The 16,374-nt window shown below is 62.7% G+C and carries 14 protein-coding genes; 5 read left to right on the plus strand and 9 right to left on the minus strand.

What is annotated here, in order from left to right; all coding sequences use genetic code 11:
• Positions 1 to 39: 39 nt before the first annotated feature.
• The 3 genes from NP3_RS14510 to NP3_RS14520 all read right to left on the minus strand — a co-directional run bounded on the left by NP3_RS14510 (position 40) and on the right by NP3_RS14520 (position 5,147).
• Entirely contained in the window at positions 40 to 822 is a 783-nt protein-coding gene (locus NP3_RS14510) for an enoyl-CoA hydratase/isomerase family protein (protein WP_084508591.1), read from the minus strand.
• Between the two features lie 324 nt (positions 823 to 1,146).
• A complete protein-coding gene (locus NP3_RS14515; protein WP_245720936.1) occupies positions 1,147 to 3,615 on the minus strand; it encodes a CaiB/BaiF CoA transferase family protein in 2,469 nt (822 codons plus the stop codon).
• Positions 3,616 to 3,683: 68 nt separating this feature from the next.
• A complete protein-coding gene (locus NP3_RS14520; protein ID WP_063041563.1) occupies positions 3,684 to 5,147 on the minus strand; it encodes an aldehyde dehydrogenase family protein in 1,464 nt (487 codons plus the stop codon).
• Between the two features lie 203 nt (positions 5,148 to 5,350).
• Between NP3_RS14520 and NP3_RS14525 the strand changes: the two genes are divergently transcribed.
• Positions 5,351 to 5,965 (plus strand): TetR/AcrR family transcriptional regulator, encoded by a 615-nt coding sequence (locus tag NP3_RS14525; RefSeq protein WP_063041565.1) that lies wholly within the window; start codon positions 5,351 to 5,353, stop codon positions 5,963 to 5,965.
• A gap of 109 nt (positions 5,966 to 6,074) precedes the next feature.
• Positions 6,075 to 6,905, plus strand: a complete 831-nt coding sequence (locus NP3_RS14530; protein WP_063041567.1) for a mycofactocin-coupled SDR family oxidoreductase — start codon at positions 6,075 to 6,077, stop codon at positions 6,903 to 6,905.
• 21 nt (positions 6,906 to 6,926) lie between these two features.
• On the opposite strand, the gene NP3_RS14535 is transcribed toward NP3_RS14530, so the two are convergent.
• From NP3_RS14535 to NP3_RS14555, 5 genes are all read right to left on the minus strand, one after another.
• A complete protein-coding gene (locus NP3_RS14535; RefSeq protein WP_063041569.1) occupies positions 6,927 to 7,670 on the minus strand; it encodes an SDR family NAD(P)-dependent oxidoreductase in 744 nt (247 codons plus the stop codon).
• Positions 7,667 to 8,968, minus strand: a complete 1,302-nt coding sequence (locus tag NP3_RS14540) for an acyl-CoA dehydrogenase family protein (RefSeq protein WP_063041571.1) — start codon at positions 8,966 to 8,968, stop codon at positions 7,667 to 7,669. The genes NP3_RS14535 and NP3_RS14540 overlap by 4 nt, the downstream gene beginning before the upstream one ends.
• A 50-nt stretch (positions 8,969 to 9,018) precedes the next feature.
• Positions 9,019 to 10,062, minus strand: a complete 1,044-nt coding sequence (locus tag NP3_RS14545; protein ID WP_063041573.1) for a phosphotransferase family protein — start codon at positions 10,060 to 10,062, stop codon at positions 9,019 to 9,021.
• Positions 10,063 to 10,251: 189 nt separating this feature from the next.
• Positions 10,252 to 10,683, minus strand: a complete 432-nt coding sequence (locus tag NP3_RS14550) for a Zn-ribbon domain-containing OB-fold protein (protein WP_063041575.1) — start codon at positions 10,681 to 10,683, stop codon at positions 10,252 to 10,254.
• Positions 10,680 to 11,843: a thiolase C-terminal domain-containing protein gene (locus NP3_RS14555; protein ID WP_063041657.1), complete on the minus strand. Its 1,164-nt coding sequence runs from the start codon at positions 11,841 to 11,843 to the stop codon at positions 10,680 to 10,682. Before NP3_RS14555 ends, NP3_RS14550 begins: the two co-directional genes overlap by 4 nt.
• A gap of 393 nt (positions 11,844 to 12,236) precedes the next feature.
• Between NP3_RS14555 and NP3_RS51495 the strand changes: the two genes are divergently transcribed.
• The 3 genes from NP3_RS51495 to NP3_RS14565 all read left to right on the plus strand — a co-directional run bounded on the left by NP3_RS51495 (position 12,237) and on the right by NP3_RS14565 (position 14,616).
• Entirely contained in the window at positions 12,237 to 12,500 is a 264-nt protein-coding gene (locus NP3_RS51495; RefSeq protein WP_373864758.1) for a hypothetical protein, read from the plus strand.
• A complete protein-coding gene (locus NP3_RS14560; protein ID WP_157124308.1) occupies positions 12,422 to 13,153 on the plus strand; it encodes a CoA transferase in 732 nt (243 codons plus the stop codon). Before NP3_RS51495 ends, NP3_RS14560 begins: the two co-directional genes overlap by 79 nt.
• A gap of 668 nt (positions 13,154 to 13,821) precedes the next feature.
• Positions 13,822 to 14,616, plus strand: a complete 795-nt coding sequence (locus NP3_RS14565) for a FadR/GntR family transcriptional regulator (protein ID WP_063041579.1) — start codon at positions 13,822 to 13,824, stop codon at positions 14,614 to 14,616.
• A 113-nt stretch (positions 14,617 to 14,729) separates the two neighbouring features.
• Here the strand turns inward: NP3_RS14565 and NP3_RS14570 are convergent, their stop codons facing one another.
• Positions 14,730 to 16,007: an FAS1-like dehydratase domain-containing protein gene (locus NP3_RS14570; RefSeq protein WP_063041580.1), complete on the minus strand. Its 1,278-nt coding sequence runs from the start codon at positions 16,005 to 16,007 to the stop codon at positions 14,730 to 14,732.
• Positions 16,008 to 16,374: the final 367 nt, after the last annotated feature.

A 16,374-nucleotide genomic window follows, 5' to 3' on the forward strand; every position in this document is an offset into this window, starting at 1 on the left:
AGCTACTCCTTCTGCGAACGCGCTTCGGCCGTCCGCTCGTCAGCGAACCTCGTACTCGCGGGTCGATACTTCCGACCGCACGACCTGCGCCTGTCCGACAGGATTGCCGATTGTCGTGTATGCCATCGCGGTGGCGAGAGCATGCGAGCGCCCGGTGTCGCGCGACTCCCAAATCGCGCGGATGCTGCCCTGAATCGCAGCGGGCGGCTTGGCGGCGATTCGGGCGGCGAGTTCCTGAGCCCGAGCTCGAAGGCGGTCATACGGCACCACCTCACTGACGAAACCGATCTCGCGAGCTCGTGCTGCGGACATCCTTTCGTCCAAACCGAGGAGAACCATGCGCAGCACCTCACCGATCGGGATACGGTGGGCGAGACCGATCGGCTCCAGCGCCGCGACCATCCCGTAGGAAACGTGGGGATCGAAGAACTGGGCGTCGTCGCTCGATACGATGACATCGGCCTCGTTAAGCCAGTAGAGGGCGCCACCCGCAACCATGCCGTGCACCGCGCAGATCAACGGCTTCCAGCAGCCGTTCTGCTTGGGTGACAGATCGATGCCCGGGTCCTGCCTGCTGAACGGATTGTCGGCCAGATAGGTCCCCTCTCGCACGTCCACCCCGGTACAGAAGGCGCGATCTCCGTTGGCCTGCAGCACGATGACGTGCACATCGTCCTCGTCGTCGGCGAACCGCCACAGCGCCTTGAACTCCTCACGCATTGCGTCATTGAAGGAGTTCAAACGATCTGGTCGATTGAGGGTGATGGTCAGGACGTGGTTGTTCAACTCCGCGATGACCGTGGCCAACCCGTTCAGATCCATCGTTCCTCCTTTTGTCGGCGGTGACTTACCAGACTTACCTATATAACTAAGTAACTTACCTTAGCTGAGTCCTCGGGACTACACCCATCCCGGTACGATCCCACTGCACCAGATCACCGATGAAACCTTCACAGGTCGCACGAGATTGCGCAGACACGCTGCGCGGTGCGCGCCTTCTACGCCACATAGTCAGCCCCCACGTACGGCGGTCACTTCACATACAGCAGAGCGATCGAGTTCCAACTCGGCGCAGGAGCACCTTCGGTCCGGCCGTACGTATAGCCGGACCGTCGACGTCCATCGCGACGGTCCGGCAGCAACGATTCAATCGTCACAGACGATGACGCCCTTCGCCACCAGCTCGTCGATACGCTCATCCCCAACGCCGATCTCGCGCAGCACCGAGCGAGTGTGCTGGCCGATGGTGCAGCCCGCGTCAGCTTTGGTACGCGAGCGGGAGAACCGAGTGAGCGGGGCTAGTCTGCGGTGCTCGTCGAAGATCGGACTGACCGCTTCGACGCAGTAACCAGCCTCGAAGAAGGCATCGGATTGCAGCGCCAACTCGGAATTGCGTTCGAGCACAGCCACACAACCGACGTCGAGCGCGGTCAACTCATCCTCCCACTGCTGCTTCCCCTTGCCCGCGAACATGCCGGCAAGTACCTCGGCGAGCGCCGCATCGTTATCGCGACGGCTTGCCACAGTGGAAAATCGAGCGTCTGCGGCCAGATCTGTGTACGACGACAACGCCTTCACTACCGCTTCCCATTCACTGGGCAGCGGCGCGGCCAAGAACACCCAACCATCTGCAGCCCGATACATCCGGTACAGCGCATCGATTCCGTAGAACTCCGCATCCGCCCGGGGGATCTCCGGCCTGCCCTCGTAGTTGGTGTTATATCCGATCAGCGCCTGGTGCACGGTGCCGAGCATGGTGGTCACCATGTTCGAAAGTGCGCGCCCCGTCCGTTTGGCGTAGAGGCCCACCAACATCGCCGAAGCGACACCGAGCGCAGCGATGCCGTCGGACTGCACTGCGGACACTGCACCAGCAGCGTGCAAGGTGCGCGCGCCGGCCCGCACCGCTTCTGGGTCACTCGGCGCGTCAGAGGCATCGCGACCGTCGACGGCCGACAATCCGGACGCCGCGCTTATCGAGGGCGCGTAGGCAGGCCGGGCCGCGTACGGTCCTTCCACGCCGTAGCCTGGGGTACTCAGGTAGACCAGGTCCGGATTGATCCCCTTGAGCGTCGCCTCATCGATCTGCGCCCGCTCAGCGGCCGAGCCTCGGAAACACTGCAGAACGATATCGCTACGGTGGACGAGTTCGTAGACGAGCCGAAGCCCTTCGGGCGCCGTGATATCGAGCGCGACACTTTCCTTGCCCTGCAGCACTTTCGCGCCACCGGCTTCAGGGAACGCCACCAGGTTGCGAATATTGTCACCTTGCACCGGTTCGATCTTGATCACCCTGGCGCCGAGGTCCCCCAGCAGAGTCGCACCGTACGGTCCAGCGAACATGGTTCCGAATTCGAGGACGGTGATGCCACGCAGCGGCAACTCCTCCGGCGCGACGGCATCGGTAGCCTGGGGCGGCAAGATTCCGGAGAGAGAGGCGCGCACCTCCTCGTCGTGCTGGCCGGGTAACGGCGCTGCCCGCAAGGCCGTTAGTGGTTTCCCGTCCGCATGGATGAGGGTGGACGGTTGCCGCACTGGACCGATCCCAGGATTGTCGACCGTCACGACCCGGCCCTCTGCCACAACCTGTGGATGGTCCAGCGCATCGTCGGGCGTGCGGAAGGCCTCGGCGCTGATGTCGTGGTTCTCTTCGAAAACCTGCTGCCACTCCTCGAACGAGCGCGCACCCACGCGGTCGAGCATGATCTGCCAGAATTCCGTTCGGAGTTCGGCGGTCGGCAGCATCGGGAACCCGGCCCATTTCGGATCCGCCAGTTCCTTCACCAGATCGAGTTCGGTCAGCCATGCCTGCATCAGCCGCGGCGCTGTCTGCGCGAACTGCAGCCAGCGACCATCCTTGGTCGCCGCGATCAAGAGCGCATAAATCAGGTATGCCTGTGGGTGCCCGTCATCGTCGTAGGCCACGTCCATCGGGCTGAACGCGTCGGGGTAGCGCTCGAGGACCATCTCGTAGAACCAGTTGTATGGATCCATGGAGCCCATCCCGGTCACCAGATTGGACTCGACAGCCTGACCACGTCCGCTCGACATGCGCTCGATCAGTGCCGCCAGTACACCGTGGATCGCAGCCTGCGCCGCCGCGAAGGACGCGTACGGCGCGGTAACGAACGCCGGCCCGGGCCGCGTTGTCAACTGGCGCTTCTCGAACATCACACCAGTCTTGGCCATGACCAGGCCTTCCCAGCCCTTGTAATCCTTCCATGGGCCGGTGCTGCCCCAGCCCGTGATCGACGCCCAAATCAGCCGGGGGTACTTCTCACCCACGGACTCAGCGGTGAGCCCGATCCGCGCCGCCGAGGTCGGACGCACCGTCGTGATCAGCACATCTGCGGTACGCAGCAACTCCCGCAGCGCGGCGAGATCGTTCTCGACATGCAGGTCCAGGGTGACGCTACGTTTCCCGCGCAGCAGCCCAGGCCACCCCGCGATGCTGCGCAGGGCGCTGCCACCGGGCGGCTCGACCATGATGACGTCTGCGCCGCAGTCGGCCAGGAACTGGCTTGCCTGCGCCCCGGGCAACGTGGTCGAGAGATCAACCACGATCAAGCCCGCCAGCGGACCCGAGCTCTTTGCGTGGTCCGGTTCTGCCGCCACGGTGAATCCTTTCGTTACAGAAACTGGCCGGCACCGAGGTGCCGCGCCGTGCGCGGGCACGGCGAAAATCAGGCGATGGCGATGCTCTTGAACCGCAGGAACTCCTCGATCCCTTGGCGGCCACCTTCCTTACCGAGACCACTCAGGCCGATCCCGCCGAACGGCCGGTTGACGCCGAGGTTCGTGGCGCCGTTGATCAGAACCTCGCCGGTGGTCAGCTCCTCTGCGACCCGGTGCGCGCGACGAAGGTCGTTGGTCTGGATGTAGCCCGAAAGCCCGTACTCACTGGCGTTGGCGATGTCGATCGCTTCCTGCTCCGTCGCGAACGGAGTGATAGCCAACACGGGACCGAATACTTCCTTTTGAGCGAGCTCCGACTGTGGATCGACGTCGGCGAACACAGTTGGTTCGATGAAGAAGCCGTCGGCGAGGGCCCCTTCGATGCGGTGACCGCCGGTTACCAGCCGCGCGCCGTCGCTCTGGGCTCGCTCGATCATCCCGAGGATCCGGTGCAACGCAACCTCATTGACTACCGGACCCGATACAGTTCCGGCATCCAGCGGATCGCCGACCGCAATCAACCCGGTGATCGCCTTTACGCGGCCGACCACCTCCTCGTAAATGCTGTCCTGCACCAGCATTCGGGTCGGCAGCGCGCAGCCCTGGCCACTGAGCACACCGATGGACCACATCGTGCCGTGCGAACACGCCTGGTCGAGGTCGGCATCAGCGAACACGATGTTGGCGGACTTACCGCCGAGCTCGAGCACAGACGGCTTCATCAGGTCGGCACAGCTGTGCAGAATCTTGCGCGCGGTATCCGGACCGCCGGTGAAGGTCACCTTCTTGACCAGCGGATGTTCCACCAGCGCAGCTCCGGCTTCGGGCGCGCCGGGCAGGACATTGACCACGCCTGCCGGTATACCGGCCTGTTCGACCAGATCGGCGAAGAGTTCACCGGTGAAGGGAGTCAGCTCGGACGGTTTGACCACGACCGTATTTCCCGCGGCGAGCGCGGCCGGAATTTTCATCGCGAGCGAGATCAGCGGGCCGTTCCAGGTAATGATCACACCGATCACGCCATAAGGCTGGCCGAGCGTGTAGGAGAACTCACCATCTGCCGCGAACGATCCGGTGACCTCGGAGGCGAGCTTGTCCGCCCAACCCGCATAGTACCGCGTCCACTCGATCGACGACGCCACCAAACCGGCTGTAGCCGAAAGCGGAGTGCCATTGTCGAGTGTGCCCAGACGACCAAGCTCTTCGGCGTTGGCCTCGAGCAGGTCGGCGAGCTTGGTCAACATCCGCCGTCGCTCGGCAGGACGAGTACGACGCCACTCGGCGAAGGCATCGTGGGCCGTGCGCACCGCGCGGTCTACCTCGGCTGAACCCGCGAGCGGGATTTGCGCATCCACCGTGCCGTCGACAGGGTTGACGTGCTCATGCACTCCGCCCGAGCCCGTCGCGATCCGCTCGGCACCAATTCGGAGGTGTACAGCGGGCCTGGTCGTGTCGACTGACTGACTGGTCATGGATCCGTCACTTTCGCTTGCGATCAGAAGAGAAGCAACAACGTCATCTTAGTTAGCGATGTTGCGCAGCTCACACGATATTACGGACCCCAAGTGTCCGCAAGTAGCAAGATTCGGCTACTACCGAAGGTCTCAAGTAACCGCCTTGTGGTTGGTTGATTCGAGACCACCGCACGGACCGTCAGAGCAAGGAGCGAGATCGCATGCCCCGGCAAGCCACACCCCACGGGCGCCCGCGCAACCCCGAACTGGACGAGAAGCTGATGACCGCAGCACTACTCGAATACGCGCAACTGGGCCGGGGCGCATTCACAATGCAGGGCGTTGCCAGACGCGCTGGAGTCGGCAAATCAGCGTTGTATCTGCGATGGGAGAACAAGGAACAACTCCTACTCGACAGCGTCGAATCCGTGGCGCTGAACTTGCGGGTGAATGTGGACACCGGTTCACTGACCGGCGATTTGACCGCACTTGCCACCGCGCTGCTCGATCATTTCCTCGATCCGATCGGCTGGGCGACGCTCCGGATCACCATCGACGTCACCGCCGACAGCACCGACCTGCAGCCCACCCTGGGGCGCATCGCGAGAACTCTGCGCTCAGCCGCTGCAGAGGCCTTTAAACGGGCCGTTGCACGCGGCGAGATGGCCCCCGAAACCGCGCACGAACCTCTGATTCAGTCCCTATTCGGCGCGGTGCTCATGCACCGACTCTCGCAGCCTCGGGAGGCATGTGCTCATACCCGAGCGCATCTGGCCGAACAGGTCGGCCCGCTCGTCGACGTGGTCGTGCGCTCGGCCCAGCAGCAGAAGAAGTGATTGCACATAGATAACTCAGTGCGTTAACTTGGACCCGCCATACCGACACGTTTACATGCACACGGGCCCGATTGGCGGGAAACCCGTGTCGATTCGACGGAGGACCACCATGACCGGTCTCGAAGGCAAGGTCGCTTTGATCACCGGAGCCGCACGTGGACAAGGGCGCTCACACGCTGTGCGGCTGGCCGAGGCCGGCGCCGACATCATCGCCATCGATATCTGCGCGAATATCGAGACGATGGATTACCCCAACGCCAGCCCAGAGGACTTGAAGGAAACAGCCGCTCAGGTAGAAGCACTCGGACGCCGAATCCTCACCGTCGAGGCGGACGTCCGTGATGCTGCCGCGACGCGCGCGGCTGTCGACCGCGGCCACGAGATTTTCGGGCGGATCGACATCGTCCTGTCCAATGCCGGCATCGTGCGACTGAGCGACGATCCTGAGGATTACGCACAGATGTGGGATGACGTGGTGTCGACGAATCTCAGCGGCGGCTTCCACGTAGTGAATGCTGCTGTGCCGCATATTATTTCAGGCGGACACGGCGGCTCGATCGTGTTCACCGGCTCGACCGCCGGCGTGCGCCCGACCGCGAACCTGAACACCGCCGCACTGGCCTACACTGCGTCGAAATGGGGTCTGGTCGGTATCTGCAAGCAGTACGCAGCGTCACTGGCCGAACACTCGATCAGAGTCAACATCGTGCATCCGACAGGCGTCGCGTCGGGCATGACGATGAACGAGGCCATGGGTCGCCTCGTCGAGGAGGCCGCCGCGGGAGGCAAGAACTCCATCGCGGAGATGCAGAATGCAATGCCGATCGATATCCTGCAGCCGAGCGATATCTCCGATGCCATCGCATTTCTGGTCTCCGATCAGGCGAAGTGGATTACGGGCGTCTCCCTCCCCGTGGACGCCGGCTTCTCCGTCCGCTGACTCCGATCCCTGCGACGGCGGTCAGTACAGGCCGCCGTCCACCCGGATCAGCGAGGCCGTGGTGTAACTCGACGCCGGGCTGGCCAGATACATCGCGGTGGTGATTATCTCGGACGGGGCGCCCGGGCGCCCGGCGGCGCTGCGAATGACGTGTCTGGCCTTCTCGGGCCACGATTGGGCGATGTCGGTCAAGAACGGACCGGCGGAGATGGTGTTCACCCTGACCTTCGGAGCGTACTCACGGGCGAACACGTGGGTCAACGCGTTCAGACCGGCCTTCGCGCCGGAGTACGGGCCGAAGCCCGGCACCGGCATCAGCGCCCCCGAGGAGGAGATGTTGATGATCGAGCCACCCTCGCCCGCTGCCATCCGCTCACCGATCAAAGCGCAGAGCCGAAACGGCCCTTTGAAATTCACATCGATGATCTTGTCGAACAACGCCTCTCCCGTCTGCGCGGAAGACGGCGCCAATGGCGACATGCCAGCGTTGTTGACGAGCACGTCAACCTTTCCGAACTCAGCGTAAGCGGCTTCGACCAGAGAGTCGATGTCGTCCCATTTCCCGACATGACATCGCACCGGTAGCGATCGACGCCCCAGCGCCTCGACGTCTTTCGCCACCTCTTGACACGCCTCTATCTTGCGGCTCGCGATCACGACGTCGGCTCCTGCCGCCGCGAAGGCGAGGACCATCTGTCGTCCCAGACCTCGACTGCCGCCTGTGACAAGTGCGACTTTCCCCTCGAGCGAGAATAGATCGGTCATTGTCCGTACTCCTTCAAAGTATCCGCGTACTTCGCGCGGGCGGCGTTCCGCCGCGTCGGAATGTGCTCGGTGGGAAAGAGTCCCGCGGCCGGCCGATAGCGCTTCAACACCTGCTTCGCGACAGTCGCCTTGTGTACCTCGGTGGGACCGTCGGCCAGCGCCAGCGACGGAACGGTGGCCCACCAGTCATATAGGGGCAGTTCGGTTGTCACACCGAGAGATCCGTGAATTTGCACCGCACGGCTGATGATGGCATGGAAGATCTCGGCCATAGCGACTTTGCACATCGCGATATTCGTCCGAGCTGCCCCGTGCGGTTCGTTATCGATGATCCACGCCGTCTGCATCACCAGTAGGCGGAATTGAGCCAGTTCGATCCACGAATCCGCGATGAACTGCTGGACCATTTGCTTCTCGGCCAGCAATTCACCCTGCGTGCGGCGAGATAATACTCGCTCGGCCATCATGTCGAAGGCCCGCTGGCATTTGCCGACCGTACGCATAGCGTGGTGCACCCGTCCCCCACCGAGCCGGGCCTGAGCAACCTCGAACCCTTGACCGGGCCCACCGAGGATCGCGTCGGCGGGCACTCGGACATCGTTGTACCGGATGTAGGCATGTGTGCCCTCGTCGAGTTCCTCGCGGTCCGGTATCACCGCAACGTTGCGAATGATCTCGATCCCCGGCGTATCAGCGGGAATCACGAACATCGACATCCGGCGATAAGGGGAAGCGTCCGGGGCTGTAACAGCCATGACGATGAAGAAGGCGGCGTAGCGAGCGTTCGAGGAGAACCATTTTTCCCCGCTGATGATCCAGTCGTGACCGTCGCGACGTGCGGCGCAAACGAATTCCTTCGGATCGGCCCCTGCCTGCGGCTCGGTCATCGAGAAACAGGACGCGATCTCGCCGTCGAGTAGCGGCTGAAGATATCGCGCTTTCTGTTCCTCGGTGCCGAACATTGCCAGGATCTCGGCATTGCCGGTGTCCGGGGCGGCGGTGCCGAAAACGGTGGGTGCCCACATGGATCTGCCGATGATCTCGTTCATCAAAGCCAGTTTGAGTTGCCCGTAGCCCTGGCCGCCCAGTTCAGGGCCGAGGTGGCAGGCCCACAGGCCCTGCTGACGAACTTTGTCCTGTAGTGGCTTCACGATCGCACGCGCCGCCATGTTGTGGGGGTTATACGGCTGGCCGATATGCGGAAACAAAAGATCCAGCGGCTCGCACTCCTCGCGAACGAAGGCGTTCATCCAATCCAGTTTGGCTTGAAAGTCGGAGTCCGTCTTGAAGTCCCACATGTAGTTCGAATCCTTTGTCTAGGAACAGAAGTATGGTGATGGCTGCGCGATCAACGCCCGAGTAAGGCCATCGCCTCGTCGACCATGCTCGGCAACGTAGGTTCCATCCGCGCGAAGGCCGCGGGCATAGCACCTCTCTTGCGGGCACGCTTGATCAGCAGCCCGGTGGCCGCTGCCTCCTTGTACCTTGTCAATGCGTCGAACCAGGTCAGGTCCGAGACCGACCATCCAAGGGCCTGCTCATATTCTTCGACAACTTCCGTGACGGTCGGCGTTCCACACGGCTGGACGGTGGGTGCTGCCGGGTGCCGCGCCTCATCGGTGAAATAGGTCAGCCAGCTGAGATCGATGCGCGGGTCTCCGACCGACCAGATCTCCCAATCGATGATCGCTGTCACCTGGCCCCCTGCACACAGCGTGTTGCCGAGCCGATAGTCCCCGTGGACAACCGCCGGGCCGGTCGGCTCCGGCATAGTCTCGTGCAGCGCCTGTGCACAGGTTCGGAAATCTCCGCGCAGGTCGTCGGGCACCGTCTCGAGAGCGCGCGTCCACCGGTCGATCTCGGTGGCGAGGGTTACAACGGGCTCGTCACCGAGTCCGACTTCCGCCGGCCGCAAGCTGTGCAGATGACCGAGCATGCGGGCGGCGTCGAGGTATCGGGCACGAATCCGAGGTGCGTCGGCAGCGTCCCGGTTGTCCGCCAGAAGGGGCTCATCACATTCTCCGGCGACCAGCTCCATAGCCACGAAGGGCGGAGTTTCGGGCGGGCAACCGGCGTCGTCGAACAGAACGGCAGGAACCCGGACGCCGGCAACGTCGGACAGTGCAACCATCAGTCGCGCCTGTCGCAGCACATCGCGGTTGCGGACTGGAGCCAGGCCGGGCGGGGCAACTTTGAGCACCACCGGTACCGATGTCCTGGAAGCGGTCAGCTCTGCAATGAAGGTGAGGCTCGACGTCCCGCCGGTCAACGCTTGCACGCCGGACACTTCCGCGCCCGGCTCCACCTGTGCCGCCGCCGCAGTCGCACGGAACTCGAGTTCCGCAACAAAGCCTTCCTCTTCGAGCTGAGCAGCGCCGTCGGAGTGTTGCACTGGCGTCGTCCTTTCGAGGCGGAACCGCCGCCTCCAACAGCGAGCAGGCGATCCATATCAGAACCTTATTCTCAGAATATTATTCTGACTATAAAGCAGAGTCAATCCCCGAAAATGCGCAACGCGGGGCCCGAACCACGGAACCCGCGTTGCAGCACTTGATAATTGACGATCAGACCGCCGGGTCGCTCATCGCCGCAGCGGGCGGAATATGGGAAGCTGCCAGCCGTCCGAAATCGGCGAGAACGCGACCTCCAATTCCATGCCGATACACACCTCGCTAGGGTCCACATCGACGACATTGGTCACCAAACGCGCCTCACCGGCACCTTCCAGCGAAACCACAGCGCCGACGAGGGTGATGTCCGGGATGCCAGGGAAGCCGTGAATGACCGCGTAACTGTAGACGCTGCCGCGCCCGGACAGCTCCTTCCAGTTCTTGTCGGTCGACTGACATTCCGGACAGAACGGCGTGGGTGGCATGCGGAAGTGGCCACACGAACCACATTGCAGCGCAACGAGTTTCCCATCCCTCGCATACCGCCAGAAGGGCTCGGTATGGCTATTGGTCGTGATATGGACCACCTCGGCCGGCAACGTGGTCGCGCGTATGTCACTCATGCCACCCTCCCGAGAATCAAGCCGCTGACCGGAAGGGACGCGGGTCCGCCTGTGGCGAGTGCGAATTCAGCGTCCTCCACCTGGTTTATGGCAGTGCCGCGCATCTGCTCCACCGCCTCCTTCACATGGGTCATTCCGATGATGTACGCCTCGGACAGCTGACCGCCGTGGGTGTTGACCGGAATCGAGCCACTCCGATAACGGATGGCGCCGCTCTCGACGAATTCGCCGCCCTCACCTTTGGCGCAGAATCCGTAGTCCTCGAGTTGCATGAGCACCATTGGCGTGAAGTGGTCGTAGAGCAACGCCACGTCGATGTCCTTCGCGGTCAGGCCCGACTGTTTCCAGAGCCGCTCGGCAATTGGAGCATTGCCCGAGGAAGCGAAGTATTCGTCGGGCATCCCGTACCACGCGAATGCGCGGCCCCACTCACGACGCCCACCGTGCGCTACTGCAACGACCGGCACCGGCTTCTGCCGGAGATCCTTCGCCCGTTCCGCTCCCGTGGTGATTACCGCGACAGCCCCCTCGGTCTCGAGGCAGAAGTCGTAGAGACACAACGGATCCGCGATCATGCGGCCCTGGAAGTATTCCTCCTTCGTCAGGGGCGTCTTCTGCAGCGCCTTCGGACGGGTCAGCGCGTTCTCACGGGTTGAAATGGCGATCTCGGCGAAGGCATCGCGCCGGGTGCCGTAGAGGTGCATATGCCGACGGGCCAACACCGACATCAGATGTCCCGGACCCGACAACCCGGACGGCTGGATGAAGGAGTTCATCGGATCCGGCGCGCTAGCGGCGAAGACAGAGCCTAGGCGCTGCTTTTGCTGCTGCAGCGTCATCACCGTAACCACGGTCGTAGCGTCACCGGCGACAATCGCCGCGCGCGCGAGTCCGATCGAACCGGCCGCACCGCCCCCACCCGAAGTCAACGAAGCAGTGAAGGTAACCTCGGGAATACCCAGGGTCTCCATGAATTCGGCCGTATCCATCTTGTCGCCGTATCCGGCACCGGCGCCGGAGTAGTAGGCGAACCCGTCGATCTCCTTCACCGAGATTCCAGCGTCCTCACACGCCGCCAGGATCGCCTTCCCCGCCAACTCCAAATTGGTCTGCGGAGCAGATCCCCCTCGTTTGTAATAGGGCGTCGCCCCCACGCCCACTATCGCCACGTCACTCAAGCCGTTGGACACATCAACACTCCGTTCTGTTGCCACCGAGGCCGACCATGATCCATGCCCGGCCGGGCCCGGCCCTCTCGCGACGAGTATGCACCAACCCAGACCACCTATATCACATAGTAACCTATCGCATAGCTCCAGCTCAGATGCAATAAGAGCCGCAGCGTCGCTACTGATGACTATTTTAACCTTGTTAACTACGTGTTCTATGCTCGCCTTGAGATTCAGATCACATTCAACCTGCGTCATCTCAGACATCCTGTGCCGCCGATTTGTACGGCGGACCACTTCACCGCGTACGGGGGAGCCCCAGTGACTGCTGGCCTGTCCGGAAACACCCGTCCCACCAACCTCGGCGCTCTCAATCGCCTCACCGTGATCGATCTGTCGACCACGCTGCCCGGCGGCCAAGCCACCATGTTTCTGGCCGACGCGGGAACGGAGGTGATTTTCGTCGAGCCCCTGCGGGAAGCCGCCTCCGGGCATTGTCGGGGTGGCCCGCTCTCGGCCGCGGAAAAAGGAGCATCACTCGCGATCTGCACGAGGACGACGGCATCGAAATGGTTGCGAACCGCTGGCCCGACGCGTTTGTTCCAGCAGCCGCGTTCGACGACGAAGGACACCCGAGCGGGCACTTGATCTACCCCTTGTTGGCGACGCCTACGAAGGACGGCCACTTCATCCAGTTCGCCCAGACCGAGCCGCGCCTGTTCCTCGCGCTGATGAAGGAACTCGACCTGATGTGGATGTTCACAGACCCGAAATGGGCAGGGCTTCCGCAACTCTACGATGCTGCCCTGCGGATCGAGCTGTGGGAGATCATGCTCGAGCGGGCATCCGCCCGCGGTGCCAAGGTGATCAAAGTGGAACCTCTCGACGGCGATACCATCCGAGGTCTCGTACCGTTTCCCGAGGCCGGCGGAGCAAAGGTGATGCAGGGCAAGGAATCCATCGCGCTCGATATGCGCTCACCCGAGGGCCTGGCGATCGTGCACCAGCTCGCGAGGCAGGCCGACGTAGTACTACAGACCTACCGCGCAGGCGCCGCCGTGCGGGCCGCGGTCGATGCCCGCACATCGAAAGCACTGAATCCCGACCTCGTCTACTTGTGCGCACCCGGGTACGGCACAGACGGTCCATACGGAGCTAGACCTGCCTATGCCCCATCGATCGGGGCTGCGACCGGTCTCGCCCTGACCGACATGCCGGACATGACAGAAGGCGTGGATACGCTCGACCAGGTCAACGGTAATCCCCCTCGCCGCCAATCTTTCCGTGCATGCGGACGGTAGCAGCGCTCGGTGCGGCGTCCGCGATGCTGCTCGGATTGTTGGCCCGCCGGCGCGGCCGCCCGCTCGCGACCATGACCACAACAATGATCGCCACCGGCACCTGCGCACTGGTCATACCGGAATATCAACTATCCCGGTATGACCGAACCACGACGACCCGACCGCGCCCTTTCCGGGTACGGCGATCTCTAGCGCCTCTACGAAGCCTATGACGGCTGGATCTTCCTGGCCGCGCCACTCGAGCATGAATGGACCGACCTGGTTTCAGCGGCGAGCCATACGCACGACTGGCCGACGACCCGCGCTTCGCAACGGCGAAGACGCGCGCAGACAACGACGACGCCCTGGCCGAGACACTATCTGCAGTTTCTCTTCCCGCACAAAGACCTTGTGGGAAAGAGAATTGGGTGCGGCGGATGTCGGTTGTGTGGCAGTTGCCGAAACAGGTAGCAGAGAAGACCCTCCGGGAGGACGAATTCTTCGAGGCGGGCTACATTGGCGAGGTCTCGTCGCGAGCCGACATGCATTCACTTGTCAAACTTAGTATCCTACATTCGACGATCAAGGAACCTCCGGAAACGGTGAACATGAAGCCGAGCCCGCTGCAAGGCGTAGGACCAGATGGCTCACTTGGCCGACGAAGACGATACAACGGGAGGTAACAAGAAGTGGCCGATAGAGCCCTGGCACCGATCTTCGACTCGCGCGGCGCGGCTTCGCGCCCGATCAGGACGCCGAAGACCGCGCAGCTCGTCGCACGCAGCCTTCGCCGCATGATCATCGACGGCACGCTTAAAGACGGCGACCACCTCCCCCACGAAGCCGAGCTGATGGAGCACTTCTCGGTCAGCCGTCCCACACTTCGCGAGGCCGTGCGGGTCCTCGAATCCGAACGTCTCGTCGAGGTACGCCGCGGATCCCGCTCCGGCGCACGGGTGTGCGTTCCCGGTCCCGAGATCGTTGCAAGGCCCGCATCGCTGCTACTCGAACTCTCGGGCGCAACCGTGGCCGATGTGTTCGTCGCCCGAGAGGCTATCGAGCCTGACGCCGCCCGCCTCCTTGCCCTCACCGGCACCGAGGAGGACTTCGACGAACTCGAACGCATCGTGGATGAAGAGTTTCCCGCAGCCTTCGCCTCCGACAATCTCGCAGCGGGAACATCCGCTTTCCACCTGCGAATGGTGCAACTGTCCGGGAATGCCACGCTCGCCATCATCGCCGGGATGCTGCACGAGATCACCGAGCGTCACACCGGCGCCGTCCTTCTGGAGACTCGCGCGGACAAGGAGCAACAAGAGTCTGCCTACAAACTCGAGATTCGATCCTGTCGGCGGCTCATCAAGCTACTGCGTGCACGTGATGCGGACGGGGCAATGGAGCACTGGCAGAAGCACATGGTCAACGCCCGCCTCTCGCTGATGGAAGGCCGCGAGAATGTGCAGGTCCGCGACCTCCTCGAATAAGGATTACACAGCGCTCGGAGACGTCCTTCGGACCACAAGCGGGCGAGTTCGCTGCAGTGGCTGTAGCTCCACTCCAGCGAACTCGCCCGGTTTCGGTATGCGGAGAACAGGATTCAGTCGCGAGACGCACGTGCGGCATGACGCAGCTCGCCGTGGCGAGCGAGAATTCGCGTGGCTGTTGCGTCGAGTTCCTTGGGAGCCGTAGGCAGCACGACCAGACCTCCCTCCCGGCTGGGCAGGGCCACTGCAGCGGTCGCCGGACAGGTGACTTCGCCGCGCTGGCTGGTTCCCCGGAACTCGATGTCGACCAGGTAGCGGCCGTGCTCGACGCGCTTACCTACCACCTCGCCGGTGATGGTGTGAACATCGCCCTCGTAGTTGAACTTTCGCATCTGGCTCGACATCGTCACCAACCATGCGTCATCGCCCATCCAGTCGGTGAGGTAGTGCGACAGCCAGCAGTCCCGCATCATGCCGTAGTCGTAAGCGGCCGGCAAACCGATCGACCGCGCGTAAGCGCTGTCCCAGTGAATGCGTTGCGCTACATCGGGCACACCCTGTTCGTTCGGGATGTAGAACGCTGCTATTCGCTGGCGATTCTGGTACGCCAAGCGGCTCGTGCACGGCGTATACGGCGCGAAACCGTAACCGCCGGAATGGAATACAACCATATCGGTCGTCGTCAGCGGCCCCTTGACCATGACGCCGAGGCTTTCGCCGACCTGAACATCCTCGTAGTACCGAGTCTTCGCACCCCGGCGCTGCTCAGCGGCGTAGATCTCGTCGATCTTCGCGATATCGTCCGGCGTATAGGAGGCCGGTTCGATGTCCTGATACTTGTTCCGCTTCTTCGACTCGTGACGCTCGGTGTGGATCGTGATGACTTTTTGAACCTGCACAACCTCGGCACGCTGGTTCATCTGCACGTGCGACCGGGTGACGATGAGGGAACGGCCGGCGAACTCGGACTCCTTCAGTTCGACATCGCTGAAGCCTTGGAACGAATACAGCGTGTCGCCGTCGTAGACCGGGCGATACCAGTCGGTAGTGGTGCCCGAAACGAAGACATGGATCCCACGAAACGACGGACGGCGCTGCTCCTTGGGGATCGGATCCGCAAGGAGGTCACGAGTTAGCGCGATATTGATCATCGGCGGCGCGATCTGCCCGCCCCAACGAGTATCGAGGCCGTAACCCTCGTCCACGAACAGCGGATTGTCGTCGCCATAGCTGCGTGCGAAATTGCGCATGACGTCCGGAGTCGCTCGGGTGAACTGCTCGCGCTGGGTCACAGCATGGTAAATGCCGACCAAGTCGTGCGCACGCTGAATGTCCTCGTCACGGAAGGTGTACACCTGCTGTGTGTCCTTCTGCTGCTCTTGCGTCGTCATCCATACCTCCGTGTCATGAGCCGATCAGGGCCGGAGCGGCGGTCTCGCCGATCGAGCCCGCACTCGAAGTGCCCAACCCCACCTTACCGAGAAGGTTTACTAAGTGAAAGAGGTGGTTGCTAGCTAGCTGCGGAGTTACATCCAAGTCACGAGGTAATAGGCCTCGGTGTGTGCAATCGATGCTCTACGTGCTCACACCTTGAGTGCGCGCCGAAGACGACGGAACTCTTGGCCATGCATTTGGGGGCAAATCGCGCACGCCGAGCATTGCTTCGGCGACGTGCTCCCTGAATCGTTGGACAGCGGTCACCGCGAACTCGCGGGATGCGCAGGTGACGGCGCCGGAGATCGACGTCGAAAAGCTCGT

Source organism: Nocardia pseudovaccinii NBRC 100343 (assembly GCF_001613225.1).
Classification (GTDB): Bacteria; Actinomycetota; Actinomycetes; order Mycobacteriales; family Mycobacteriaceae; genus Nocardia; species Nocardia pseudovaccinii.